Here is a 25,580-nt window from a genome sequence, read left to right on the forward strand (position 1 = left end):
GAGTTTTCATGTCGAATATTGTGCCGGCGACGCCACTTGGGCCGATATCAGCGTTGTCCGATGAGGATCTGCCCGTCTGGGCGATGCTCGCGGCTCGTTGCGCAGGGCTGGACAAGGCCGTGCAGCAGCATCCCGAACAGGTCGTGCGTGCCGCCGCCACAGCCCGCAATACCCTGATGGCCGTGCAGGATGATATGTCCGGCGTCGTGATGCTTTCCCGGCCCACCTGGGAGCTCACGAAGTGAATGATGCCGATCTTTGCCTGCTCAGCCTGTCCCAGGTATCGGCATACATTCGCAGCCTGGACCTCTCGCCCGTTCGATATACCGAGACGCTCCTGAACCGGATTGCTCAGGAAGATGGGCAATTGCACGCTTTCATCAGCGTTACCGCGGATATCGCATTGAGCGAGGCCCAGGTTGCCGAAGACGAGATCAAGGCAGGCAAGTGGCGCGGACCGCTGCATGGCATGCCGTATGCGTTGAAAGACATCATCGATTACGCAGGGGTGCCGACGACGGCGCAATCCCGCTTATTGGCGCACAACATCGCCAAGCACGATGCGGGCGTCGTCAAGAAACTCAAGGATCAAGGGGCCGTACTCCTGGGTAAGCTGGGTACCGACGAGTTCGCCTGTGGCGGACACTCCATCGATTGCCCCTGGCCCGCGCCCCGAAACCCATGGAATCCCGACTACATCACGGCGGGGTCTTCCAGCGGCAGTGCAGTCGCGGTCGCCGCGCGCATGGTTCCCTTGGCGCTGGGCACCGACACCAATGGATCCATACGCAATCCGGCCGCCCGATGCGGCATCGTGGGCATCAAGCCCACCTATGGACGCGTTAGCCGCAGCGGCGTGATCCCATTGGCGCCGACGATGGACCATGTCGGCCCAATGACACGAACCGTCGACGACAATGCATTGGCCTTGCAGGCCATCATGGGAACCGACCCTGCGGACCCCATCACCACACGCGGTCCCGATGTTGACGTCACCCGTTATGCGTCTGGCCCGCAAGGCTTGCGCGTCGCGGTCGCACGCAATGTCTATATGGAAGACCCGGCAGCAGATGCCGAGCAGGTAGAAGGCATCGAAGAACTGGTACGGGTATTGGCAGACGGGGGCGCCACTGTGCAGGAAGTGCGCATCCCCGCACTCAGAAAATACAACTTTCTTTCCCGCCTCTTGCTCAGCATAGAGGCCTATGCCATCCATGAACCCTGGCTACGGTCGAATCCGGAGCACTACGGCACGCGATGCCGCGAACGCCTGCTGCAGGGCGCATTCCTGACCGCCGCCGATCACGCCCGCGCTCAAGCACTGCGCAGACACTATGCCGCGGAGATTTCGGCACTGTTGTCGGGTGTGGACCTATTGATTACGGCATCGGGCTACGACGCCACCCCCAGAGTGGATGACGTGGAATCGTTTTTGAAGACCTACGAGCGTCAGGTCCGAATGCCCTTCAACATGACCGGGCATCCTGCGTTGGTCCTGCCCACGGGGTTCTCAAAGAAAACCGGCATGCCTCTGTCTGCGCAGATCGTTGGCCATCACTTCGATGAAGCCACGATTTATCGTGCCGCAAGTTTCTATGAGCGGATGAATCCTTGGCATGAGAAGTGTCCGTGAAGATATCGGGTAAGTAACTTCTCATGAGCGGCGACGCTTCCACCATTACTTATCATAAGGGTGTTCTAGAACGGTAGAGACCGGGGTCTTGACGCATTGCCGGATAATCTTCATCACTTCGCCATTGTGTCGGCTGCAGCCGATCATGCTGTAGCCTCGATGCAGTCTTCGCGCTGTGCCAACGCAGGCCTCCTCGCGCCGGTTGGTGATATAGAGGCGTCGCCTGACACGGGAGAAGACAGCTCATTATTACTATGCGCAACGCTCGCGTTACGGCAGGATGACGATAGCCCCCGCGTTCTCCCGCTTCTCCGCCATAGCGTGCGCATCCGCGACGGTGTCGAGTGTGAAGCGGGCTGATACCGAGGGCTTGATCCAACCCTTGCTCAGTGCTTCAAAGACGGCATCGGCATTTGCTCGAAACGTGACCGCGTCAGCATTGTGTGGGAACACGGACGGGCGTGTGAGGTACAAGCATCCTTTTTTGTTGAGCAATTCGGGGTCGATGGCGGGTGATGGGCCTGACGCCGCGCCAAACACCACGACGGTGGCGAATTTTGCCGCACAATCCAACGACCCTAGGAAGGTGTGGCGCCCAACTGAGTCATAGACAACATGCGCTTTGCGGCCGCCGCTAGCCGCGATCACGCGCTCTACCCAGCCTTCTTGACTGTAGTTAATGGCATGGTCGCAGCCCGCTTCGCGTGCAATCCTGCATTTTTCATCCGAGCCTGCCGTGCCGATGACGTGAGCACCCAGAGCTTTCGCCCAACGGCTGAGTACTTGCCCGACGCCGCCTGCTGCGGCGTGGACCAGTACGATATTGCCGGCCTTGACCTGATATGTCTTACGCAGCAAGTATTCGGCCGTCATGGCTTTGAAGAAAACAGCCACCGCGGCTAGTTCGTCCAGCCCGTCAGGAATGCGTGCCAGCCTTGTTGCGTCAACATTGCGACGATCAGTGTAAGCGCCGATTCCGGCATTCATGTAGATGACACGGTCGCCCACATTAAAGTCCGTAACACCGGGACCAATGCTTTCCACAACGCCCGCTGCCTCGTGCCCCAGGCCTGTCGGCAAGGGAAGGGGATATTTGCCAGAACGTTGATAAATATCGATGTAGTTGAAACCCATGGCGATTTGGCGCAGCTGCACTTCTCCATGAGCGGGTGGAGCGATTTGCTCTTCTTGGAGTTGAAGAACGTCAGTGTCCCCGAAGGCGTTCAGTTGGATTACGCGGCGAGTGAGTGCGGCTGTGGGCATATACTTCTCTGTCGTGAGAATCGGTTGGACTGGCTAGCATAATTCATAATTACAGCGGAGGGCGAGGGATTGTTGCTGGCGGGATCAGGGCGTCAAAGGAGCGTGTTTTGTGCCATGCGTAGACGTGACGGTCTGCTCGCGATCGGTTTGAGACGTAGGTAAATCACAGACGCATCGCGTTTTCACATAGCCTCGACCAAAGACCTACATTGCTATGACGACACGGAAACAAACTTCATTTTGGAGTATTGCGCTCATGGGGGCACTGGCGCATGCCGTATTTACGGCCCTTTTCTGGATAGGGCCAGTTATGTACGCCGCACTGGGGCTTGGATTCAAGGACCGGTCTACGTGGACATGGCTCGACTCGGCCATTGCAAATTGGGCGATGCCACTTGCAAACATACTAACTACGCCGGGACGCAGTTTGACTTATGACGGCCTCGGCGGGTTCACTCTTCCCGCTGTCTTGACAAGTGCAACCTGGGGGATAGGAATCGCGACTGCCGTCTGTTGCGTACGACGCTGGCGACAACGAGATGTCAAACGGTTGCGGCAATGACACTTTCGGCGTCCGTTTTTTGAAAAATCGAAGGACGGTGTCGGGCTAGAAGGAGACATTTCTTAATCACTTCAAATGTTAAAACTACAACTTGAAATGGTTGCCTTACGAGGGATCGATGGAAATTCGACGGTTCGAAATTGGAGATGAGGGCGCCTTATTTCAGGTCTTTCTATCATCTGTACGCGAGATCGCGTCACGTGACTACACCGCTGTACAAATAGAGGCTTGGGCTCCGATAGATACTGCCCCAGAATTATGGGCCAGTCGCATGAGGGCACTACGACCATTTATCGTTGCAATCGAAGGTGAAATTGCTGGATACGCTGATATTCAGCCCAGTGGATACATTGACCATTTCTTTGTATCGGGGGCCTATCCACGACATGGCATCGGTACCCTGCTGATGGATCGCATCCATGATGAGGCCAAGCTACTAGGGATCAGCGAACTCACGGCGGATGTGAGCAAGACCGCTGAGCCATTCTTTTTACGCCATGGTTTTCAAGTGATGGAACGACGATTTCCTATCCGCCGGGGCGTGACACTGCAAAACGCATTAATGCGGAAAGATTTACATCGCGGGTCATGATTGGCTGCCGACCAGCCGTCTTGACCAAAATCGCACTCACGCGTTGACCAACACCAGATCGGCGAACGCTTTGCCTTTGCCGATAATGTGATCGCGCATGGCGGTGGCGGCCAGATCGCTGTCGCCCGCGACGATCGCTTGCACCAGTGGCACGTGTTCATTGAACGATGCCATCAATCTGCCGGGCTGATTGAATACATGCCGACGGAAGTTCGACAGGCGCCGCTGGGCGGCGGTGATCTCTTCATTGATCACACTATTGCCGCAGCCGTGGTAGATGTGCTCATGCAGCGCTCGGTTTGCCGCTTCATAGCGATGGCGCTCGCCCAGGGTCGCCAATGTTTCGGAGGACTCATGAATCTGGATCAATGTGCTGCGCTGCTCCGCAGTCATACGCAGTGCAGCCAATCGTGCGGCAATTCCCTCCAGCTCTCCCAGAAACTCCAATAACGCGATGAGCTCGGTGGCAGATGGCTTGTGAACCATGCTTCCCGCGCGCGGCATCGCGACAACCAGTTTCTGCGCGGTGAGCATCAGTAGCGCTTCGCGTATGGGCGTGCGCGATACGCCGTACTTGGCGGCCAAGCCTTTTTCGTCGATCAATTCTCCAGCGCGAAGCGCACCATGTTCGATGTCCGCTTGCAAAGCCAGGCGAATGCGTTCGGGGGTACTGGTGGCAGATGGCATATAAATATTATCTGAAAGGCTTGTGTAATTACAGCAGCCGCCTAGGATATTACAAGATCATCTATAAAAACGGAGAAGACATGAAATATCCCCTGACTGGCCTCCTGTTGGCGTGCGCCATATCGACTGCCTCTGCGGCTGATTTTCCTGATCGGGCGGTCACCATCACCGTCCCAGTGCCGCCGGCCGGCATCCTGGACCAGGTATCGCGCATCATTGCGCCTACATTGAGCACCAACCTGGGACAGACGGTCATCGTCGAAAATCGCCCTGGGGCCAGTGGCAACATCGCGGCGACCTACGTGGCACGAGCGAAACCGGACGGCTATACCCTGTTGGCCGGCTATTCGATGTTTCACGTTGGCAACCCGGTGATGTATCGCAAGCTCGATTGGGACCCACTCAAGGATTTCAAGCCGGTCGCGATGCTCGTCGTCTCGCCCCACATCATCGCCGTCAATTCGAAGCAGCCCTTTAAGTCCCTGCAGGAATTGGTGGATTTTGCCAAGAAGAATCCGAACGTCCTGAATTACGCGACCTCGGGCAATGGCTCGGTCCCGCACATTGGTGTCGAGCTGTTCAAACAACGCACGGGAATCGAGCTGGTTCACGTGCCCTATAAGGGCGCGGGCCCGGCGGTTCAGGATGTACTTGCCGGTAATGTACAGATGACGGTGGCGACACCGCCCTCGGTGGGGGGATTCATTGCCACGGGTCAACTGCGTGCACTGGCGGTGGCAAGCAAAACACGCATCCCCCTGTTGCCTGATGTGCCAACGACGGCGGAGGCAGGTTTTCCTGACTTTGAACTGGACGCCTGGGTCGCACTCTTTGCGCCGGCGAACACGCCAGACAGCGCGATCGCGACCTTGACCGAAGCCGTTAAAAAGACGTTGGCCACTGAGCGCGTCCAGCAGTCGCTACTGACAGTCGGTGTTCAGGTCCGTTATATGACGCCGGAACAGCTGGATCAGCAAGTGCGCAAGGACATTGATTACTGGCAGCCGGTCATTCGCAAGGCCGGCATCTCCATCGACTGACGCCTTTCTTCTACTTTTACTCGAGCGACCTATGACTCTGGATTCTACCGATGCAAATGTTGTGCGTGCATCCAAACTGGACTGCGCGGCGTTGAGCGACGCGCTGGACCGCCTGTCGATTGCCGGACAGTGCTACAAGATTCGTCCCTGCGATCCTGGCTTTCGCATGGCGGGCCGCGCATTCACCGTGTTGTATGAGGCGATCCAACGCACGCCGGGCACGGTGGGCGAATTTATCGATGACGTTCCTGCGGGTAGCGTCATCGTCATCGACAATCAAGGCAAGGACGACGTGGGTACGTGGGGCAACATTCTCACTGAAGCCGCTCACCGACGTGGCATGGCAGGCACTGTCATCGACGGCAACAACCGCGACGTGGCGCTCTGCCGCTCGTTGGGTTATCCCATCTACAGCCGCAATACATGGATGCGCACCGGCAAGGGTCGCATTCAACTCAAGGCGCTGCAAGTGCCGGTCGTGATTGGCGACGTCACCGTTCATCCGGGTGATATCGTGGTTGGCGATCCCGATGGTGTCGTCGTCCTGCCGCGTGCACAGGAAGACGCCATTCTGGCCGCCGCTGAGGAAATCACCACCAACGAAGAACAACTGCGTGAAGCCATCCGACAAGGCATGCGCATGGACCAGGCCAGGGTGGCTTTTCATTATCACGAGCTGCAAAGCCCGGATTACAAGGCAGATCGGACTTAAGCCATCACGGCGCCACGCACCGCGGCGGGGAGAATGATTTCTACGAAACAGGAGGAGTGATGCTCGCTCAGCAGTCCAGCACGACTCGACCATAGGCGCGCCCCATGCAAGCCAGGATATAGCCTTCCTGAACGTGGCTGCTGGTCAGCATGGTGCCCTCGGGCATGCGGATGTCGCCGTCGAGCTTGCGTATCCGGCAGGCGCCACAAATACCCGCGCGGCATCCGCTAGTCAGGGAAATACCGTTTTGCTCCGCGGCTTCCAGCACGACGACCCCATCGTCGCAGAGCACTTCCGTGCCGCTTTGCTCGAAGACCAAGCGGCATGCTCCCTCTGTGATGGTTTGTGCCATCGTCAGCGGGGTTGGCGTACGAGGAGACTCTTCGCGTTGACGTTGGGGTGGCGCAGCGATGGCGGGCGCTTTTTTCGTGGTGGGTTTGACCGGTGCACCGCCGAAGCTCTCCTGGAAAAATTGCGAAGCCGGCATGCCCAGGTCGGTGGTGATTCGCTGGGCTTCTTTCATGTAGCCGTCGGGGCCGCACACGAACACGTCCCGTTCGAGCAGGTCGGGAGCCAGCGTTTGTAACGCCGTTTCTCCCAGTCTGCCTGTGGGTCCCATCCAGTCTGTACCTTGCGCCGCGGCAGGCACGATGGTGATGCGCAAGTTTGGAAGTCGCGTGGCCAGTAAGCGTAGCTCGGCACCGAAGATGATATCGGCTGGGGTGCGTACGTGGTTGATCAGGATGATGTCGCGTGTGTCTCCGGTATCGGCCATCCAGCGCATCATGGACATGATGGGGGTGATGCCGCTGCCCGCTGCCAACAGGAGTAGATGGGAATTGTCGGAGCGTTCCAGGTGGAACTCGCCATGCGGTCCGCTGAGCCTGACTTCCGTGCCTGGGACCATGTTATCGAACAGCCAGTTGGACATCCACCCCTTGGGCACACGTTTGACGGTGATCGCTAGTGTTCTGGGGCGCGATGGAGAGGAAGAGATGGTGTAGCTGCGTCGTAATATGCGTTCACCCACGTCGACCTCGATCGACACAAATTGCCCAGGAAGGTAGTTGTAGAGCCCTACGTCTTCGCTGACGTAGACGTAGGTCTTGGTATCGGCCGTCTCTTGGTGCACTGCGAGGCAGTATGCGGTCACTGAGCGCTGGTCCCACGGTAGAAGGGCTCCTGACGCAACGCTGCTTATCTTAGGCCGTTGTGCCTGAACGACCTGCGATAGGTTGTCCTGGGCAGGCGTAGCCTGGAGAAGAGTCGGAAGTAATGCGGCAGCCGGCGCGCTGTTGGCCGGCGTGTCGCCGTTGGCGGACGTGCTCTTGCCATGCCGGAGCAAGTCGTCGATTTGACGCCGATTTTGGTCACGGACCGCGTCCGAGCCGTTCCATCCTAGCCTTCCCAGCGCCAGCGTGTTGACGTTCTCGAATTTATCGACAAAGGTCGACAGGACTTGTTTGATTTCAGCCGCGCGTTCCGGTCCGACGTGTCGCAGTACGTCGTCAAGCAGGCGGGCAAGGGCTTGGACGTCAATCTGTAGCTTGCCGCTGCTGTATTCTGCCCACAACGTCGAGTAGCTATGGCGCAGGGCGCCCAGACTTTGTATCGCGTAGTGGCTATCGCACCAGCGTGTATCCGACATCAAATCATGCAGCAGTTCGATATCGGCGGGAGTGACGTTCTTGCGCGTATCCGTCAGAAAAGTGAACGTGGCGAAAAAAAGGCGCGCTAAAGGAGGAAGGGAGGGGCTAGTCATAGGTCTCTCAATCGAGCGTTCTGGGCCATACCAGCACGTCGACATGTGCCGAGTTCACGCGATATCCGTAAATCGCTTCGCTAGAGGCGCGATCTTCTCCCAAGGCCAGCGGTGTAGGCCAAGTGACTTCTAGTCTGTCCTCGTTGCTCTCGCTGGGCACGACGGGGGATGGAGTGGAATCTTTGTCGTGGACGACATGCTCGGGCATGTGCAAGGGAGTCAGGCTTCCAGCGAGCGCCGCACAGACATCTCCAGTCGGCAGGCTGCGCTTGGTGACAACTGCACCGCACGCATAGCGCCGAACCATGGCTTGACGCGCGAGCTCGGACATGCCGGCTAAAGCATTTGCGTCGTTTGAGGTAGCTAAATGGCAAGCGTTAAGTGCCGCCAGTTTTTCTACCGTCGACATGGGCAGCTCGGCATAGGGTGCGTCGGTGTCTGGTACGGTGAGAACCAGTTCGTAGCGTGCCGGAGATTCGGCTGTTAGCACCAGGACATCGCCCGACTGGATGATGGTGTCGGTCTGAATTTCGCTACCGTTGATCCAGGCGCGGCTGACACCCAGCGGTCCGCCTACTACGCGGCGATTTTGCATGCGGATGAGGAAATGTAGAGGCTCGATGGTGTCGTCTTCCAAACGCAGGTCGCACTCCGGCGACGAGCCGATGCGAAGTAGTGTTTCATGGAAGGTGTGGCGCGTCTGCGTCCATTCAACGTACGTATCCCGTGATGCGTCCGGTTCACTATTGCGCGCGCGTAGCGTAACCATGATGGGTGTGTGCGCCACGGCCGGCGCATGGTCCGCCTTGGTCATTTCATTTTCCGAGATGTCTTTCGCAACGTCGGCGACCAGCCAGTGATGCGCCAGATCAACGCGACGGACCAGAATGTCATCGCATAGTGCGCGGGCGCTTTGAAGTTCTATACGAGATAACGCGAATGCGGCGATCGCAAAGGACAAGGGACCGCCGTCTGAGGCGAGCATGACTAGCGCGCGCTCGGCATCGCACGCAGTCTCGGTGGTCATCGTCCCGTCGATTCGCTGGCTCATGCCAGAAGCGACGGCCTCGACCAGAGACGCATCCAGCACGTTCTTCCAGATCAATTCGGACTGAGTTCCGGCAGGCGTCATCATGACGTCAACGAGGCGATCGGCGCACAGGCCAGCGCTCTCGCTGGCGGCACGTAAAGAGGTCGGGTTCGCACCCACCGCGTTCAGTAGGGCCAGCATGGCTCGGCACAGTGACAGGATGCGCTCGTTTATCACGATGCGCAGCAAGGCCATCAAAGGCCCCGACAACGGTTGGACCGCGGCGGCGTGCTGCAACATGGCAAACTTGAACGCGGTGAGCGTACGCATCTGATCGAGCACCGCATCGATACGCATTGCCCACATGCCATCGGCGGCGGCGAGACTGGCCAACACCGATTCATGCTCGCGCTCGTCGATCTGAAAACTGGCGCGCAGTGTTGATACCAGGGAGTCTACTTCCGGCTTGGTGAGCACGGCGGCTAGCAAATTGCCTTCTTCCAGGCGCTTGCCCAATGCTCGCCCGACCAGTTCCGAATAGTTGGCCAGGCTTTGCTCTCGTTCGCGCGCGCTGACGACTGAGGGGTCCAGCTCCATCACGTGATCGTGTCCAAGCGCGTCGACAAGGCGCTGATGCTCGTCATTCGTGACGCCCATTTCTGCGCGCAGGTCTTTCAGTATGCTCAGTCCTTCGGCAGATCTGGTCTTACGCTGCGCGATCATCTCGTCGACCATGTTGGAGTAGACCTGAACCTTTTGCTCGCGGGTGTAGGCTGGCAGAACCTTGGACAGAACATAGACCTCGTCGGGCTGCAGATCGTCGATGGTGCGTCCTTCCATATATCGCGAGACGTCCACATTCAGCTTCTTGAGCTGTCCGAGCAGCGTGGCTGCCAGGCCCTCGCGTCGGTATTTGAAGGGTGTCCGGTGTACGGCTGTAAAGAGCCACAGCGCGCTTAGCGCGACGATCATCAGATCCACGAAATGCAATGCAGCCGATGGCAGCAGTAGCAGATTGGGACGCCCGCCGAACAGGTAGAACGTGTTGATTGAAAGAAAGGCCGTAAAGCTCAGGCAGTGGTTGATAATTTCAACCTCGGAGACGCGGCGCTTTCGATTTCGGACCCACCGGTAGAGTTGCTCCATTGCTTTGCCGAGCCCAAGCGACAACGCGCCGAAGAGCAAGAGCGTTAGGGGGGCAGCCACCAGCTTGGGTATCGGCACGGCGTAGCCGCCAATGTAATAGCCCGGGTCCAATAGATGAGAACTCTGGTCCGTCTCTCGGGTCCAGTAGCCGGAAAAGTAATAGTCCCAAGAGCCCGAATACAGATAGTAGTACGTGTAGAAAGCCCAGATCAGGCCATAGAAGATGTAATAGACATTGCGCTTTGATGGGCGCAACAGCGTTTCCCAATAAGCGCCTTCCAGATCAATGTCGCCGCACGATGTGGTGCACCCTACGCACGCTAGTTTGTCGCCGCCCTTGGCGGGCGTGCGGCAGCTGGACTGGCCCAGCGACGCGCTCTGCAAATGGGGAGTGCTCTCCAGCAGACCGCGCGGCTCCGTGTAGATCTTTTGAACCACGTTGACCGGACAAAAATAATTGCACCAAGTCTTGCCGCCCCACAGTGTACCGACCAGTAGCGCGGCTGCCATGACGGACAGGAGGAAAACCGCCAACCCAGCGCGGTCTCCGTTGGCAAAGAGCAGCCGTGCCGCCAGACCTGCACCCAACAGGCCGATTTGCACATACGAGGCGTTGCGATCGAGCCAGCTCCCCGGCTTGATGCGCGCCACCCGTGTCTCGACTTGACCCGAGGCGCGTTGCACGAATGCCGATTTGCGCACCAGACCGAGATAGCGCGGGATCTGTGATAACAACGATAGCGGACAAATGCGCCGCCACGCTTCGTGGCCGAACACCATTAGAAACAGCGGTATCAGCGGTACCAGGATCGTCCACCAGATCCGCGGCCCCATTGCATAGGCCTGGCTATCTATCGACGCCTGCCCCTGAATGTCTGGCCCCGCCCCTTTAGGGGCGAAGACGCTTTGCGAGGCAGGATCGGTCCACTGCGGAGTCAGAGGATCCCAGAACAAAGACAGCACGAGCCCGAGCCAACCCAATAGCAAAATCACGCGCACGATGCGCATGGTGCGTTCCTGCGTTCTTGCAAACATGTTCTATTTCCTGGAAGGCAGGGTCTGGTCGGCGGTTTACAGCGGCTTCTGGTCTCTGACGTCGGTGAATCGCTCAAGACTTTTGATGATGCGCTGAGTCATATCCACGCCCAAGCCGGCGTCGCTACCCGGCTGCTGGTCAGTCTCCACCGGCCTGGCACACAGCCGATGATGCTCGCGCATGGCGGCGGAAACCGCGAGTCGGAAGACATTGGGCTGAATAGGCTTGATGGCGATTCGGTAGATTTGCGCATGGTTGATCATGCTGATGACCATATCGGAGTCCGCCACGTCGGTCAGCACGACGATGACGATCGACGGCGCGTGCATCTTTAAGGCCGTTAACAAGTCAGCAGTGCGCTCGCCGTTGACGAACGTGTTGGCGACCACGACTCCGATGTTGTGATGTTCGACGATTTGCAAGGCTTCGGTAATGGACGAAGCGCCCAGCACGTCATAGTCGTCGGTGAACATCTCCATCAGGTCGTGACGGTCGGTGGCCATGCTGTCGAGTGCAAGAAGCTTGGCTGCCGAGGCCAATGGCTCGGCGCCGCTGATCGACGCGCCGCGGGCGGGTACGGCCTCAGGTTGGGCAAGGGATGGCGCTGAGGAGTCGCTTGTCTGAGGAGGGCTGCGCCGTTTCCTGGACAACTCCACGCACTCGGCCAGCGTGTTCGTGAGGTCTTCTTTGCGCCAGGGTTTGTTCAGAAAGCGATAGACTTCGCCGTCGTTGACCGCGCCGATGATCGAGACGAGATCGGAGTAGCCCGTCAGCAGCACCCGGATGGAGTCGGGAGATGCCTTGCGAACTTCCGCCAGCAGTTCAATGCCCGTCATCTGGGGCATGCGTTGATCGCTGACAACCACGTCAACGACGTGGCCATTCGATGCAATGATCTCCAGCGCCTGCTGTCCGCTGGTGGCTGTCAGGACACGATACTTGTCCTGAAACATAAGCTTGAGTAGCTTGACGATACGTTCCTCGTCGTCGACGAAGAGGACGGTGGCGGCTGAGTTCATGATGGGTTGGTGGCTGGGAAAGGATTGTGATTGGATGGGTTCGCGGCGTTGGCGTCCGATGAGGACGATGTCGCTGTGTCCGCATCGAAAGTGCTCCCGTCTCGGCGGGTGCGCACCGGAAGATAAATAGAGAATGTCGTACCGCTACCGACAGTGGACGCGACTTCGATTCGACCGTCGTGGTTCTTAATGATGCGATAGCAGATGGCCAGTCCGACCCCCGATCCTTCGTCTTGGGGCTTGGTCGTGAAATAAAGGTCGAAGATGCGAGGCAGGACATCGGGTGGAATGCCGGGGCCGTTGTCACGAATCACGATTGCTATCAAGTCGTCGCTTGCCATGCGTGTCGTGATCTCGAGGCGGCCTCGTCCGGCCATGGATTGCATGGCTTGTCCGGCGTTCATGATGATATTCAGGAAAACCTGATTGATGTGCGAAGGCGAGCCTGTGATACGAGGTACGTTGCCGAATTCGGTATGTACATCGGCCACGTTCTTGAGCGAATACCGGGCAATGTAAAGCGCGCTGGTCAGGCCGTCTTCCACCGAAAATTCGGAAAGTTTGCCGTGATCAAGACGACTGAAATTCTTGAGCGAGAGGATCAGCTTGGATATCTGGTCGATCCCATGAATACCGTCCGCGAGCAATGTCTGGATATCATCGATATAAGCGCGCCGGGCCGTTTGCCGGTCGTCGTCGGAGAGGCTGGCACGCCGGTCGGCCGCAGCACCGAGAATGTCAGGAGTATCAATGATCTGGTCGCTTAGAAATTCGAAGGTCGCCTTGACATAGGCTAGCGGCGTGTTGATCTCGTGCACGATGCCAGCCACCATTTGCCCGATCGCCGACATCTTGGCTGCCTGGATAAGCTGGGTTTCGACTTCAGCCTTAGATAACATGAGCTCGGCATTGGACTGACTGAGCGAACGATAGCGGCACACGCCTTGCACGATGACATAGGTAAGCAGTGCGAGGCCAAGTCCTCCAAGGGCGATGGACCATAGCAGCAGCACTTGCAGGTGGTCCGCCTCGTCTTGGCGTTGCTTCTCGCGTTCGTGCAGAACGCGTTGTAGTGCCGGTCCAGAGGGAATATCGCTGAAGGAGCGCGCCGAGGCGCTTAGAACATCCGTGCTGTGCATCAATACATCAACGTGCGAAACGAAAAGCGCCAGATCTTCGGCGGCATTGCCTGCGTGACTCGTTGCCGCGAGCGCCGAAACCTGCTGTCGCAACGCCTGGCCTGCGCTCGATAGCGGTTGTGCCTGATAGGCAATCAGGCCACTGGTGACGTTACCGACACGTGCGACCAAATTCGCAGTCTCGCCTGCCATGGCGGGATCGTTCGTCCAGAGACTGTCTTCCAGTAGTTTGCGAGCCCAGGGTAGATAGGATGCTGAGTTCTGCAGCACGGCACGCGCCGACTTCATTCGCTCGGCGAGCTGTCGTTTTTCGTCCAGGTCGGCCAGATAGACGGCTGCGGCACTTGTCTGAGCGCCCGTCGTCGCAGATTCCGGCAGACCGGCATGCTGTACTGCTTGGGACAATGCTTTGTATGCGCCGTTCACTGTGTCGTAATTGCGGTTATAGCCAAAAGCCGCCAACATGACCTGGGCATTCCATTGGGTTTCCAGTTGCTGCACGTCACGGATGGCTTGCAGCGGTGCGTCCGGATCTTTTTGCTGTGAGACGGCATTCCAGTAGCACACGCCACAGGCCACCAGCATCAAAATTGCCACCGCTAGTTGTACATATAGTGTTGGGATGGCTCGGAAGGGAATCGCGAGGGTTTTGCTTATACGGGTGTTCATGGTTGTCGGCCACCCTTATCCAGAGGCTCTCCCCGGTATGATCCAGTCAAGGTACCGAGGAATTTCACGATGAGCTTTACGTCGTTGTCGTCGAGGGATCTTCCCAACTGGTAACGCCCCATTAGCTGCACTGCCAGATCCAGCGTGGGAACTGATCCATCGTTGAAGTAGGGTGGCCGCAATGCAACGTTACGCAAACTGGGAACCCTGAAGACGAATTTGTCGGCAATGTCGCCAGTGATCGCGAAACGCCCCTGATCGGGCGCCGACGTACCGGCGATTTCTCGGAAGTACGCCCCAGGCTCTCCGATGACGCCCAGTGGCTGGAACATATTGCCGCCGACATTCACGCCCTGATGGCAAGAGGCGCAACCGTACTGCTTGAAAAGTGTGTAGCCGCGCAGTTCATCGAGCGTGATGGCAGTATCGTCGCCTTGCAGGTAACGGTCGAAACGCGAGTCAGGTGTAGTCAGCGTGCGCTCGTAGGCAGCGATGCTGTCTTTGACGTTTTCCGCATTGGCCTCAGTTCCATAGGCCGATTCGAAGAGGGGACGTAGCGTGGGATCTGTATTCAGGCGTGCCAAGACGGTCTTCCAGTCCGAATTCATCACGCTTTTGTCGTGAATAACCAGTTGAATCTGGTCTTCCAATGTGGCCGCGCGGCCATCCCAGAGTTGAACAAAGTTGTTCGAGACATTGAAGATGGATGGCGTACGGCGTTTTCCAGGATGCCCCGGCGTGCCGATCGATTTGGGCCGGCCGTCCGAGCCGCCCAGATGTTTCAGGTCGTGGCAGCTGGCACAGGATTGACTCATATCGCCGGACAGCAGGCGGCTATGGAACAGTTTTTCGCCCAAGTCGACGATGGGTATATCGGCGGGCGCAACAGGTTGTGCAACGATGGGGCTGATGGGTTCGGCCAGTCGAGGGGCTGCGCAAGCGGTGGCTATCCAAAATAAGAGAACACTTCCAAACGAGAAACTGACACTGCCATGAAGTCTGAACAGACGCACACCAATCCTTCTCAAAATTTGGAGCACAGCGGGGGGGAGGGAGCCACTGCGTCAAGACACATGCGGCAAGATGGAGAGCAAGTGAGTCTGGCTGACGCGTACGCAGCTTATAAAGATTGTGTGATAGTTTGATGACGTGAGCTGCCGCTTGGCTAGTACATAGCAGTGCTTGCATCGTTCTACATTTCTTCTATTGTGCGCTACGAAAAAGCAGTCTCTTGATGCAGCTTCCAATCAAGAGGATCCTTCGATATTCCGTCACGGCCCATTGTTGATAATTTTTGAATTCACAGGTCAATCTGCACTTATTTACTAATTGAGAATCAAGTGCCATGATCACGTGTCGATCACACCTAAAGCTCGCGGGTGCTTATCCTGCTCAAGGAGATCATCAAACGTTGGGGATGTCATCGTGAAAACAGTCAGTCGTTCGGTATATAGGCTAGTCCGTGGAGCGCTCAGTATTGCCGCATCGCTGATCACGGCGGCGTGTGCCGTGACCGCTCCTCAAGATACCCCGCTCCGACAGATCTCGTTCGATACCTATCGGCAGGACACCGTCCAACACCTGCAACAGCGGCGCCTCTTTCAAGGGCCCGACCAAGCTGCCGAAATCGCATGGAACGCACCTCACGAATGGCGGCCCAACGGCCAACCCCATAAAGGCGTATTGCTGGTTCACGGATTGGGCGACTCTCCTTGGTCCTTTCACGATATTGGCCAGCAACTGGCCGATCAGGGGTTCCTGGTTCGTACGGTATTGCTGCCCGGTCATGGAACGCGCCCGCAGGACATGTTGGATGTGACGCTCGAGGATTGGCGTCGAGTGCTCGAAGAGCAAGCGCTGACGTTAAGCGACGAGGTCGAGCAGATTTATTTAGGGGGATTTTCGACAGGCGCCAATCTGGTCCTCGATTACGCCTATGTTCATCCCGAGGTCGATGGGCTGCTTCTTTTTTCGCCCGCCTTTATGTCGAGCAGTTCCTTTGACTGGTTGGCCCCTCTGGTCAGTTGGGCCCGCCCCTGGCTGCTGGCACCGGACAACATCCGACCGATGCAGAATGCCGTACGGTACATGACCGTTCCAACGAATGGCTTTGCCCAGTTCTACCGCAGCAGCCGTCTGGCACGTCAGGCACTGCGCGGCGCGCCTTATGGCAAACCAGTCCTCATGGTCGTGGCCGAGAACGACTCGGTGCTCGATAGCGATTATTTGTCGAACTCATTCAGCACGCATTTCACCCATCCGGCGAGCCGACTGATCTGGTACGGAAACGACCACGATCAATTCACGCAAGATCAACGTGTCTTGGTCCGATCAGATTATCTGCCGGAATTGCAGATCAGCCAGTTTTCGCATATGGGCGTATTGTTTTCCCCAGACAATGATTTGTATGGGACTGACGCAAGCCTGCGTATTTGTTGGAATGGGCAGACAGAACCGGCGCGAGTCGAATGCGAGCAGGGGGCACCCGTTTGGCTCTCGGACTGGGGCTATCGTGAACCGGGAAAGATCCATGCACGGCTTACCTTTAATCCCTATTTCGATTGGCAGAACGAGATCATGGCTCAGGTGCTGAATGCGTCCGCCAAAGCGTTGCCCCGGCAACATATATCGGTGCACACCGCGCTTGATTAGCGCGTTTTTCGCAATATGCCGTCGTGCGACGGCATATCGGACAAAAATTCCGCGCTTAGCGATTAGACGCGAAACGGGATTTGAGCGTTACTCTACTTTCCCGATATCCTGCACCGCTTTTCTTAATAGCGCATCGTCGATATCCCAATACGCTTGGAATTCCTCGGCATCCAGATAGTCGATGGGGCTGCCCGCAGCCAGGATTTTTGCCTGCACGGCTGGATCATTCGCCACGGTCTTGGCCGCGGCGCGCAGACGTTCGATCACGTCGGCAGGTACATCCTTAGGCACAAAAATGCCTGACCATTGGACAAACTTTACGTCATAGCCTTCGTCGGCCAAACTGGGTGTATCGGGCAATGCCTTCAGCGGCTTGTCGCCCCAATGCGCCAAGGGGCGTACCGTGCCCGCCTTGATATGCTGCAAAATACTGGACGGGCCCGTTGATATCGCATCGACCTGGCCGCCCAGCAAGGCCGCGACCGCGGGTCCGGCCCCTGTGTACGGGACATGCGTCATCTTGATATTCGCATTCTTTTCCAGCATGGCCATCGGTACATGCATAGAGCCATAGATGCCCGAACTGCCATAGTCCACTTTACCCGGCGCTTTGCGGGCGGCCTCGACAAACTGATCGACCGTTTGCCATTGGGATTTGGCCGAGACCACCAGGACGGTGGGATCTGCGGTGATACGTGCGATCGGTTTGAAATCCGTTGTGTTGTATGCGGCTTTGCGTCCCAGTATCTTGTCCGCCTCGGGCAAAATCGAGATAGACGACAGCATCAACAAAATCGTGTAACCATCCGGCTTGGCGTGTGCTGCTTCGCCGGTACCAATGGCGCCACCGGCGCCCGCCTTGTTCTCGACGACGACCTGTTGGCCCAGCGCTTTGCCAAGCGCGTCAGCGATGGGCCGTGCGACCGTATCGGTCACGCCACCAGGCGGGAAGGGCACGATCATTGTGATAGGGCGCGTCGGATACTGGGCCCAAGCCATGCTCGAGGCCAGCAGCGTCGCGCCTGCGGCGAGCATTTTTAATAGTGTTATTTGCATTGTGTCTCCTTCACCGAGTGATTAGCCTAATGGTCGGCTTTTTTCTCTTGGTCGTTGGCACGGCCTATCTAAAGGTGTTCTCTTGTGTGCTGATGCCATCGATCTGGATGCGAACGCGATCACCGGATTTCAAATAACGGAGCGGATGAACTCCATTCCGACGCCGGTGAGCTTGCCGATGTTGTGTACCATTTTTGTACCAATATTGATACATTGGTATTGCAATCGAGTATATGGTCGTGCAGTTGGCCGCGCAATCTCTATATTTTTCGGTAAAAGTCGCCGAGTCGACATTTCAGCAGTTATGACCAATTGGTGCACAATTGATGTGCCGCTAGCGGTATTCATTTCGTACCGATCCGACCATGGCGCCCGCGACGAATCTGGGGGCCGCTACGCCGACATTGCTCGGCGGCGGTTTTTCCAAGCCGGCCGACTCCGCTGAAAAAACCAATGAGAAACAATCGGGAGAGCGAGCCGACAGCCACGCGCGCCGCGCCCAAGGCGATCAATGACGTGGTGACGTGCCAACATCATTCATGCGGAAGGCGAAGAACAAGCCGCGCAAAAACTGCTGGATGCCGCGCTCATCCTGGCCCAGCAACCGGAGGCGATGAAGTTGCTCTACCTGAGCACACTGGCCACGATCGGTGCGCAGAATAACTGGACCATCGTCTTTCCCTTCCTGACTGAGCTTGGGCAGGTATTAAAGGCGATGGTCGATAAGAGCTAGGCAGTACCGTCGTTTGACGCAGCCTGGATCATCTTCCAGCCATTGCCCGAGGGATCTCGGAAACCAGCGTCGATGCTACCGTAACGCTCTACCGGCTCCTGAGTGAATTCCACACCGTTAGCTTTTAGCCGGGTATAGCTGGCGCGGCAGTCGGACACAGCGAGAACGGCGGGCGGCATGGCCCCCTTGGCGACCATCGCGCGCAGGGTTTGCGCGGTCGCATCGTCGTGAATGGGTGGGCCGGGCGTAAACAGGCCGAGCTGGAACGAGGGCTGATCTGGATGCTGGACGGTAAGCCACCGGTAGGAACCGTTACGTACGTCCGTATGGACATGGAATCCGAGTTTGCCGACGTAGAATTCGAGCGCTTCTTCCTGGTCGTTGACATACAAACCCATTACGCTAACACCTTGGTTCATGACGCGTTCTCCTTGGTTGATGGCGCAAATTTACCCTTGGCCACGCGACGACGCTTCTCCAAAACTGCGATTGTAAGATCCGGGCGCTGTGCGGCCTTCAGGACGCAGCCGGGTACGCGGTCGATTTGCTGCACGCAGGCTCGCATTTCCCGGCGCATAGCACTGGGGCTCCGGCCGGTGATGTCCTGAAAGACACGCCCGAAGGTGCCCAAGCTATTCCAGCCAGTGGCGAAGACTATTTCGGTGATGCTGAGTTCCGTGTCGCGCAGTAGGGTATTCGCCTGCTCAATACGCCTTGTCAACAGGTAGCGATGCGGCGGTATACCAAAGGCCCGCCTGAAGGAACGGGAAAAATGGGCTTCAGAAACGCCGCTGACTGCGGCCAGGCGTTTTACCGGCCAAGCCTCGTGTGCAGTGGCATCCATGCAGTCCTTGGCACGTAGCAGTCGACGCAGCAGAACGGGATCCTGCAATTGATCGAAATCGGTCGGTGCAAAAGACGAGACAAGCCGCTGGGCGCTATGGTCTGCAAGAGGGGGCATGAGTTCTAGCAAGGCAGTCAGTATGTGGGTAGTGTAGGGCCAACTTGATTCTCGAATAGCCGTGCGCTGGCGTCGGCCGAGGCGAATTACCCGCCTCCATCTTCCAGCCAAACATGGTTGATCAACCCATTCCCGATGATTCCTGAACGGCGACAGGCTTGTAAATTTTGATTGATTGGATTATTTTGGATCAATTGATCTAAAACGCCAGGTTTGGAGAAATGAATGAACGTACAGGGAAAGAGAATCCTGATTACCGGCGGATCTAGCGGTATCGGCCTGGCCACCGCCGCGGAGCTCGTCAGCAAGGGAGCCACGGTCTTTATCGTGGGGCGCCGCGGGAATGTCGTGCAAGAGGCGGTCAAGCTGCTGCGCGCTGAAGGGGGGCGGATGGATGGAACGGACGCCGACGTGGGAACCGCGGAAGGCCGGGATCGGGCATTGCAGGGTGCGCTCTCGTCCATGGGCGGCTTGGACATCCTGATCAACAATGCGGGTGGCGTGCGTGCGGGACGAATCGAAGACACGGCCGAAAGCGACATTGCCAAGATGATAGAGGTCAATCTGCTGGCCCCCATGTTACTGGCGCGTGCGGCGGTTCCGCATCTACGCGCCTCGGGCGAGGGCATGATTGTGAACGTCTCATCCGGCATCGCCTTGGTGGGGGTGCCGTTCTACGCGAGCTATGCGGCCGTCAAGGCCGGGATCTCGCACTTTGGCGAGGCGCTGCGCCGGGAGTTGAAGGGTGAGGGCGTTCACGTCCTGACGATATATCCCGGCGCGACAGATACGCCGATGATGACGACTTCGCGGGCAGGTCCGGATATGGGCTTTGTCCGCGAACCGGCTTCCGCGGTCGCCCAGGCGATCGTCGAGGGTATCGAGACCGAAGCGTTGCAGGTGATCCGGGGCGGCGAGATTCGCACCGCCATGATTGCTCAGAACCGATCTGACCCGGCCTCAGTGGATGAGCGGTTCCTGGCGTTAAAGCCCAAACTTGCCGAGGCGGTCAAGGACCATTCCGCTCTCTGAAATCCTACGAAGGAGTTCACCATGACGCGTACGAAGGCTATCGTCTTTGATCTTTACGGAACGCTATACGATGTCCATTCGGTCGTGCAGCAATGCGAGGCCTTCTATCCCGGACGAGGCATGCAGCTCAGTGTCATGTGGCGGCAAAAGCAGCTCGAATACACGTGGCTGCGCAGCCTGATGGGGCAGTACATTTCATTTGAGCAAGCGACGCATGACGCGCTTGTCTACAGTTGCCGGCACCTGAAACTCGATCTGGACACGGCGACTTGCGACACGCTGTGCAAGGCTTATTTGAACCTGTCGGCTTATCCCGAAGTCCCCGATGCATTGCAGCGGCTGAACGACATGGGACTGCCGCTGGCCATCTTGTCGAACGGATCGGATTTCTCGATTCAGAGCGTCGTCACGAGTTCGGGCCTGCAAGATAATTTCTCGCATTTGCTCAGTGTCGAGCGTGTCGGTGTATTCAAGCCCGACCCACGGGTCTACACGCTCGCGTGCCAAGCGTTGGAATTAACGGCGGACGAAATTCTCTTTGTGTCTTCAAATGCATGGGATGCGTCGGGTGCGCGTCACTTCGGATTCAACGTCTGCTGGATAAACCGTCATGACAATACATTCGACGAACTGGGCGCCACGCCTCACGTCGTGGTTGCGGGCCTGGACGAGTTACCCGCATTGATCGACGCCGGCCGGTGTTGACGACATCGCTATAGCGCGCGTGCTGGGCACGCCCCAGATAGGTTCAGAAATTCATCGTTGCCGAGAGCATCAGTGTGCGTCCCTCGCTCATATTCAATGTGCCAGCTCCAGGGTATGTGGTCCAGAAACTCTTGTTGAACACGTTACGCAGGTTTGCTCTCAGGGTAATCGGATGCCCTCCTGAACGCTCTACAATGTAGCGCGCCCCGAGATCCATAGTGGTCCATGGCTTGATGGACTGTGTATTGGCGGCGTCAACATATTGCCGGCTGGCATGCATCACACGAGAGGTCAGTGTCAGTCCGGTGACAAAAGGCGTATCCCATTCCACGCCTAACGTGAAGTGGTGACGCGACGTGCCTGGCGCTGTCTTGCCATCATTGATGCCTTGTGTCGTTTCGGTGAGTTTCGCATCGAGCAGCATGTAACCCCCCATCACGCGCACGCCACGCACCGGCTCGCCTGCCACGTTGAGTTCTATTCCGCGACTACGTTGTTCTCCATCGCCAGTCAATGTATTGGAGATCGGGTTGACAATGGCGGATGCTTGCTTGATCTGGAATGCAGCCAGTGTTGTGCTGAGCTGCCCCCAGTCGACCTTGACGCCGGCTTCGTATTGTTTCGAGAGATACGGTTCAAGGACGTCGTTGGCGTTTGCGTAACTCGCGCCGACGACGGCGCCCTGTTGCAGACCTTCGATATAGCTTCCGTATAACGAAATGGTTTCCGTCGGTTTGAACAACACGCCAACAGTCGGTGTGTACGCTGTTTTATCGTAGCGTGACGTGCGCTCGTTGGTCGCGATGTTGTAGTTGTCTGCGGTGATTCTTTGCTTGCGCAGACCCAGCATCAATTGGGCGCGCTCGTCCAGGATGGATAGCGTGTCGGACAGCGCGTAACCTGATAGCACTGTCTTGCTGATGCGGTTACGCGAGGGGGTAGTCAGGTCGGGTTTTTCTAGAAAAACCGGATCATAGATATTGGACTCGATCGAGCCGAGCGTTATCGTGCCCGCACTTGTGCGATCCGCCTTGTAGCCGTTCACGCTGACGCTGACGTCGTGTCGCACGGGCCCCGTATCCAGCCGTGCTCGCAGGCCGGCTTCGCCGACGGTGCGTTCGATACCGGTAAAATTCATGCGGCTGGTGCTGAGGAAATCTCCGTTTTCCTGCAACTGAGTTCCGAAATCAAGGGCCTGCTTCCAATCGGTGTTACTGCGACCGAGGCTGGCATACGCGGTCAACCGCGTATTAATGTCGAACTCACCGCGTAGCATGCCGTACGTGTCCTCGGTGTCGACAAAATTCCAGGGTGACATAAAGCTCTTGCGCGCGGACGGCGGATCTGGGATGGGCTGTCCGACGGCCGGGGCGATGGTGCTGTTCGCCCGGTCAGTGCGCATATTTTGATAGCCTAGATCCGCCGACAAGCGAAACCGTTCACCACGATAGTCCACACCCAGCGTAAAGGTGCCAAGCCGTTGTGATTGCTGGTCGACCGATGTGTCGCCGTCCCGATACATCGCATTCAGGCGAATACCGACACGATTGTCCGGCCCGAAACGGCGGCCGAAATCCAGATGGCCGCCGAACTGCGAATCGGACAAATAGCTGGCCGTGAACGATGTCAGTGGGGTATCCCCCGCGCGCTTGGGAACCAAATTAATCGCTCCGCCGGTACCGCTAGGCGACATGCCGTTTAGAAATGCGGTGGGCCCCTTGATGATTTCTACGCGTTCGATACCGGTCAATGTGGTTTGATTATTTGGTGCCAGACCGAACAGGCCGTTAAAGCCGATCGATCCGTTACCCAGTAGTAGGCCCCGTACGGTGAATGTGTTGGCGTAACTGGCATTCGTTGGATCGACATTGAGAACTGCTGGGTCGTTGGCGGCGATGTCGGCCACACTCTGCGCCTGTTGGTTCTCGATCGTTTGCACGGTATAGCTGTTCACCGAAAACGGTATATCCATGATGTCCCGATCACCCAATACGCCCATCCCGGCGCCGCGTGCGATCTGCCCTCCCGCATAGGGCGCGGGCAGATCTGGGCGGTCAGTGCTTGCGCCTATTACGGTGACGGCCGGTAGCTCCGCCGCCGCACCGGTCGCGGGGCGTTGACGCAATGAGTAACTGCCATCTGGACGCGAAACCGATTCCAATTGAGTGCCGGCTAGCAACGCCGACAACGCCTGCGGCACGCTGTAGCGACCATGTAGACCTGCTGTCTGTTTACCCACTACCAGCGCGTTATCGAACGTCAGCAGAATTCCCGCCTCGTTACCGAAGCGCGTGAGTGTTTGTCCCAGCTCGCCCGGTGGCAGATCGTAGATGGCCTCGGTGATTTGAGCGTACACCGGGGTGACCAGAGACATTGCCGCGAGCCCCGGCACGACTCTCGTGAGCATTTTTCGGTACGAGTGACGGACGAGGTGCCACCCGACAAGGGTGCGGGTTGTTGAGAATAGTGATCTGTTCAGCTTGCCTAGGGTCATAGCGACGTCCTTGGGTCAGGTAGAAATTGAGGCTTCTATCTGTAAAGCCGAACGAAAAACGCAAACAGCTCACGTTATTGAAAAAAAAGTGGAATCACGAAGAGCGCGCACGCAGCGTGAGCCAATAATTCGTGTAGCGGTGCACATCGACCGGTAGCTCATATTCAAGCGCGCGCAGCACTCGATCCGTATCCGCGAGCGGAAATGTTCCAGAGACCCGCAGCGACGCGATCTGGTCTTCACAGCCCAAATGGCCACGTCGATATCGGGACAGTTCCCGCAAGAATTGGCGCAGAGGCATCTCCGTAACCACCAGCATGCCACGGGTCCAACTGGCGCTTGTTTGATTGGCGGGACCGAAGCGCGTAACGTGCATATCGTCGAAACGCACGCGGGAACCTGCGTGCACAACTTCGGCTGCGGAATCGCTGCGCGTGGCGCGGATTTCCACCGCACCCTCATAGACCTGCAGCTCACTATCGCCGTGATCTTGCCGCACCAGAAAGCGTGTCCCCAGGGCACGTAATGACCCATGGGCCGTGTCCACCAAAAAGGCACGGGCATCAGACGCGACATCCGCCGCAGTCGTGACTAGAATTTCTCCGCGCAACAGCGCTAGCCGGCGTTCAGCCGTGTCATAGCGCACATCGATGGCCGTGTCTGTGTTCAGCACGACCTGAGACCCGTCGGGCAACGTTACGTGACGAGATTCTCCGATTCGCGTGGATTCGTCGGCACGCCAGTCTACCCAAGGGGCTACACGAATCGTGGCTACCCCTGCTCCGGTTACGCCTACCAGCAACAATAGCGTTTTGATTGCTTGGCGTCGGTTCGCCTGCCGGGGTGTTAACAGTGTTGCCTGAACTAACGGCTCGGGGACACTACGCAGTTGCCCCGTCACCGCCAGCACGCGTTGCCACGCGCGCTCATGTTCCGGACTCGCCTCTCGCCAGTCGAGACATGCTTGACGCAGCGAGGTCGTCGCATCCTCAGACTGCAAATCGACCCACCATTGCGACGCCCTGCGCACGAGACGCGGGTCCAGAGCAGGGTGGGGGGGNNGGATCAAGGAAGCAGGCAGCATTGCGCGAGCCCACGTACGATATGGCGTTTTACCGTCGCGACAGAGAGTCGTAGTTCGGCGGCAATGCGCTGGTGTGTCCATCCGCTGAGCTGCGACAGCAGAAAAGCCCGCCGCACCGCTGCCGGTAGTTGGTCAAGCAGTGCGTCAAGGGCGCTCAGAGCCTCTAATTGAAGCGCCCGCGTCTCCGGTGACGGTTGTAACGGTTCTGGCAATTGCAACAATGCCTCCAGATAGCGCTCTTCCAACCGCTGGCGCCTGCGAAAGTCGTATACCAATCCATTGGCGATGGTCACGAGATAAGAACGCGGCTCCCGGATGTGGATGGCTTCGCTTTTACCGAGTACTCGGACAAACGTGTCTTGGGCCAGATCGGCCGCGTGGTGTACGCACCCCAGTTTGCTGCGTAGCCACTTTTGCAGCCAGAGGTGATTCTCGACGTACAAATCCTCGATAGCATGGTTATTGGGCGGAGGGTCTGCGGACATGGCAGAGAAAGGGGTGGATGAAAATGCTAATAATAACCATTTTCATAAATGTGCACGCTGAACAACGGGTGCTAGATCAGAATTCATT

Annotated in this window: 21 protein-coding genes; 8 read left to right on the forward strand and 13 right to left on the reverse strand. The window is 57.6% G+C overall.

The genetic code is table 11. The annotated features are described in order from the left end of the window. The first annotated feature begins 8 nt into the window (after window positions 1-8). Together ACNAZS_RS08880 and ACNAZS_RS08885 are read left to right on the forward strand one after the other, a co-directional pair. Window positions 9-245: a hypothetical protein gene (locus tag ACNAZS_RS08880; RefSeq protein WP_415788314.1), complete on the forward strand. Its 237-nt coding sequence runs from the start codon at window positions 9-11 to the stop codon at window positions 243-245. Further along, window positions 242-1,633 (forward strand): amidase, encoded by a 1,392-nt coding sequence (locus tag ACNAZS_RS08885; RefSeq protein WP_415788316.1) that lies wholly within the window; start codon window positions 242-244, stop codon window positions 1,631-1,633. Before ACNAZS_RS08880 ends, ACNAZS_RS08885 begins: the two co-directional genes overlap by 4 nt. Window positions 1,634-1,903: 270 nt before the next feature. Here ACNAZS_RS08885 and ACNAZS_RS08890 read toward each other — a convergent pair whose 3' ends face one another. Next, window positions 1,904-2,896, reverse strand: coding sequence for a quinone oxidoreductase family protein (locus ACNAZS_RS08890; protein WP_415788318.1), 993 nt, complete (start codon window positions 2,894-2,896; stop codon window positions 1,904-1,906). A 680-nt stretch (window positions 2,897-3,576) separates the two neighbouring features. Between ACNAZS_RS08890 and ACNAZS_RS08895 the strand changes: the two genes are divergently transcribed. Beyond that, window positions 3,577-4,050, forward strand: a complete 474-nt coding sequence (locus ACNAZS_RS08895) for a GNAT family N-acetyltransferase (RefSeq protein WP_415788320.1) — start codon at window positions 3,577-3,579, stop codon at window positions 4,048-4,050. Window positions 4,051-4,086: 36 nt separating this feature from the next. Here ACNAZS_RS08895 and ACNAZS_RS08900 read toward each other — a convergent pair whose 3' ends face one another. Further along, window positions 4,087-4,737 carry a GntR family transcriptional regulator gene (locus ACNAZS_RS08900; RefSeq protein ID WP_415788322.1) on the reverse strand — a complete coding sequence of 217 codons (651 nt, stop codon included), beginning with the start codon at window positions 4,735-4,737 and terminating at the stop codon, window positions 4,087-4,089. 80 nt (window positions 4,738-4,817) lie between these two features. Here ACNAZS_RS08900 and ACNAZS_RS08905 point away from each other — a divergent pair, with 80 nt between their 5' ends. Continuing rightward, window positions 4,818-5,777 (forward strand): Bug family tripartite tricarboxylate transporter substrate binding protein, encoded by a 960-nt coding sequence (locus ACNAZS_RS08905; protein ID WP_415788324.1) that lies wholly within the window; start codon window positions 4,818-4,820, stop codon window positions 5,775-5,777. Window positions 5,778-5,808: 31 nt separating this feature from the next. Beyond that, window positions 5,809-6,489, forward strand: coding sequence for an RraA family protein (locus ACNAZS_RS08910; protein WP_415788326.1), 681 nt, complete (start codon window positions 5,809-5,811; stop codon window positions 6,487-6,489). Window positions 6,490-6,556: 67 nt separating this feature from the next. Here ACNAZS_RS08910 and ACNAZS_RS08915 read toward each other — a convergent pair whose 3' ends face one another. The 5 genes from ACNAZS_RS08915 to ACNAZS_RS08935 are packed head-to-tail and all read right to left on the reverse strand — an operon-like array spanning window position 6,557 to window position 15,303. Beyond that, window positions 6,557-8,251 (reverse strand): FAD-binding oxidoreductase, encoded by a 1,695-nt coding sequence (locus ACNAZS_RS08915; RefSeq protein ID WP_415788328.1) that lies wholly within the window; start codon window positions 8,249-8,251, stop codon window positions 6,557-6,559. Between the two features lie 7 nt (window positions 8,252-8,258). Continuing rightward, window positions 8,259-11,462 (reverse strand): FHA domain-containing protein, encoded by a 3,204-nt coding sequence (locus ACNAZS_RS08920; RefSeq protein WP_415788330.1) that lies wholly within the window; start codon window positions 11,460-11,462, stop codon window positions 8,259-8,261. Between the two features lie 36 nt (window positions 11,463-11,498). Further along, window positions 11,499-12,482 (reverse strand): response regulator, encoded by a 984-nt coding sequence (locus ACNAZS_RS08925; RefSeq protein WP_415788332.1) that lies wholly within the window; start codon window positions 12,480-12,482, stop codon window positions 11,499-11,501. Next, on the reverse strand, window positions 12,479-14,290 hold the full coding sequence (locus ACNAZS_RS08930) for a DAHL domain-containing protein (RefSeq protein ID WP_415788334.1): 1,812 nt from the start codon (window positions 14,288-14,290) through the stop codon (window positions 12,479-12,481). The genes ACNAZS_RS08925 and ACNAZS_RS08930 overlap by 4 nt, the downstream gene beginning before the upstream one ends. Beyond that, complete coding sequence (locus tag ACNAZS_RS08935; protein WP_415788336.1) at window positions 14,287-15,303, reverse strand: cytochrome-c peroxidase; 1,017 nt, start codon at window positions 15,301-15,303, stop codon at window positions 14,287-14,289. Before ACNAZS_RS08935 ends, ACNAZS_RS08930 begins: the two co-directional genes overlap by 4 nt. A gap of 496 nt (window positions 15,304-15,799) precedes the next feature. Here ACNAZS_RS08935 and ACNAZS_RS08940 point away from each other — a divergent pair, with 496 nt between their 5' ends. After that, window positions 15,800-16,942 (forward strand): alpha/beta hydrolase, encoded by a 1,143-nt coding sequence (locus ACNAZS_RS08940; RefSeq protein ID WP_415788338.1) that lies wholly within the window; start codon window positions 15,800-15,802, stop codon window positions 16,940-16,942. A gap of 87 nt (window positions 16,943-17,029) precedes the next feature. On the opposite strand, the gene ACNAZS_RS08945 is transcribed toward ACNAZS_RS08940, so the two are convergent. From ACNAZS_RS08945 to ACNAZS_RS08955, 3 genes are all read right to left on the reverse strand, one after another. After that, a complete protein-coding gene (locus ACNAZS_RS08945; RefSeq protein ID WP_415788340.1) occupies window positions 17,030-17,998 on the reverse strand; it encodes a Bug family tripartite tricarboxylate transporter substrate binding protein in 969 nt (322 codons plus the stop codon). 729 nt (window positions 17,999-18,727) lie between these two features. Beyond that, window positions 18,728-19,150 carry a VOC family protein gene (locus tag ACNAZS_RS08950; protein ID WP_415788342.1) on the reverse strand — a complete coding sequence of 141 codons (423 nt, stop codon included), beginning with the start codon at window positions 19,148-19,150 and terminating at the stop codon, window positions 18,728-18,730. After that, window positions 19,147-19,692, reverse strand: a complete 546-nt coding sequence (locus ACNAZS_RS08955; protein ID WP_415788884.1) for a helix-turn-helix domain-containing protein — start codon at window positions 19,690-19,692, stop codon at window positions 19,147-19,149. Before ACNAZS_RS08955 ends, ACNAZS_RS08950 begins: the two co-directional genes overlap by 4 nt. Before the next feature lie 225 nt (window positions 19,693-19,917). Between ACNAZS_RS08955 and ACNAZS_RS08960 the strand changes: the two genes are divergently transcribed. Continuing rightward, entirely contained in the window at window positions 19,918-20,724 is an 807-nt protein-coding gene (locus tag ACNAZS_RS08960; protein WP_415788344.1) for an SDR family NAD(P)-dependent oxidoreductase, read from the forward strand. A 21-nt stretch (window positions 20,725-20,745) separates the two neighbouring features. Continuing rightward, window positions 20,746-21,429, forward strand: coding sequence for a haloacid dehalogenase type II (locus tag ACNAZS_RS08965; RefSeq protein WP_415788346.1), 684 nt, complete (start codon window positions 20,746-20,748; stop codon window positions 21,427-21,429). A gap of 43 nt (window positions 21,430-21,472) precedes the next feature. On the opposite strand, the gene ACNAZS_RS08970 is transcribed toward ACNAZS_RS08965, so the two are convergent. The 3 genes from ACNAZS_RS08970 to ACNAZS_RS08980 form a co-directional block, all read right to left on the reverse strand. Continuing rightward, window positions 21,473-23,803, reverse strand: a complete 2,331-nt coding sequence (locus ACNAZS_RS08970; RefSeq protein WP_415788348.1) for a TonB-dependent siderophore receptor — start codon at window positions 23,801-23,803, stop codon at window positions 21,473-21,475. A gap of 214 nt (window positions 23,804-24,017) precedes the next feature. After that, on the reverse strand, window positions 24,018-24,983 hold a 966-nt coding region (locus ACNAZS_RS08975; protein WP_415788350.1), incomplete at its 5' end, for a FecR domain-containing protein. A gap of 5 nt (window positions 24,984-24,988) precedes the next feature. Continuing rightward, window positions 24,989-25,492 carry a sigma-70 family RNA polymerase sigma factor gene (locus ACNAZS_RS08980; RefSeq protein WP_415788352.1) on the reverse strand — a complete coding sequence of 168 codons (504 nt, stop codon included), beginning with the start codon at window positions 25,490-25,492 and terminating at the stop codon, window positions 24,989-24,991. Window positions 25,493-25,580: the final 88 nt, after the last annotated feature.

Origin of the sequence: Bordetella tumulicola, from assembly GCF_965138755.1 — a bacterium.
Classification (GTDB): domain Bacteria; phylum Pseudomonadota; class Gammaproteobacteria; order Burkholderiales; family Burkholderiaceae_B; genus Bordetella_A; species Bordetella_A tumulicola.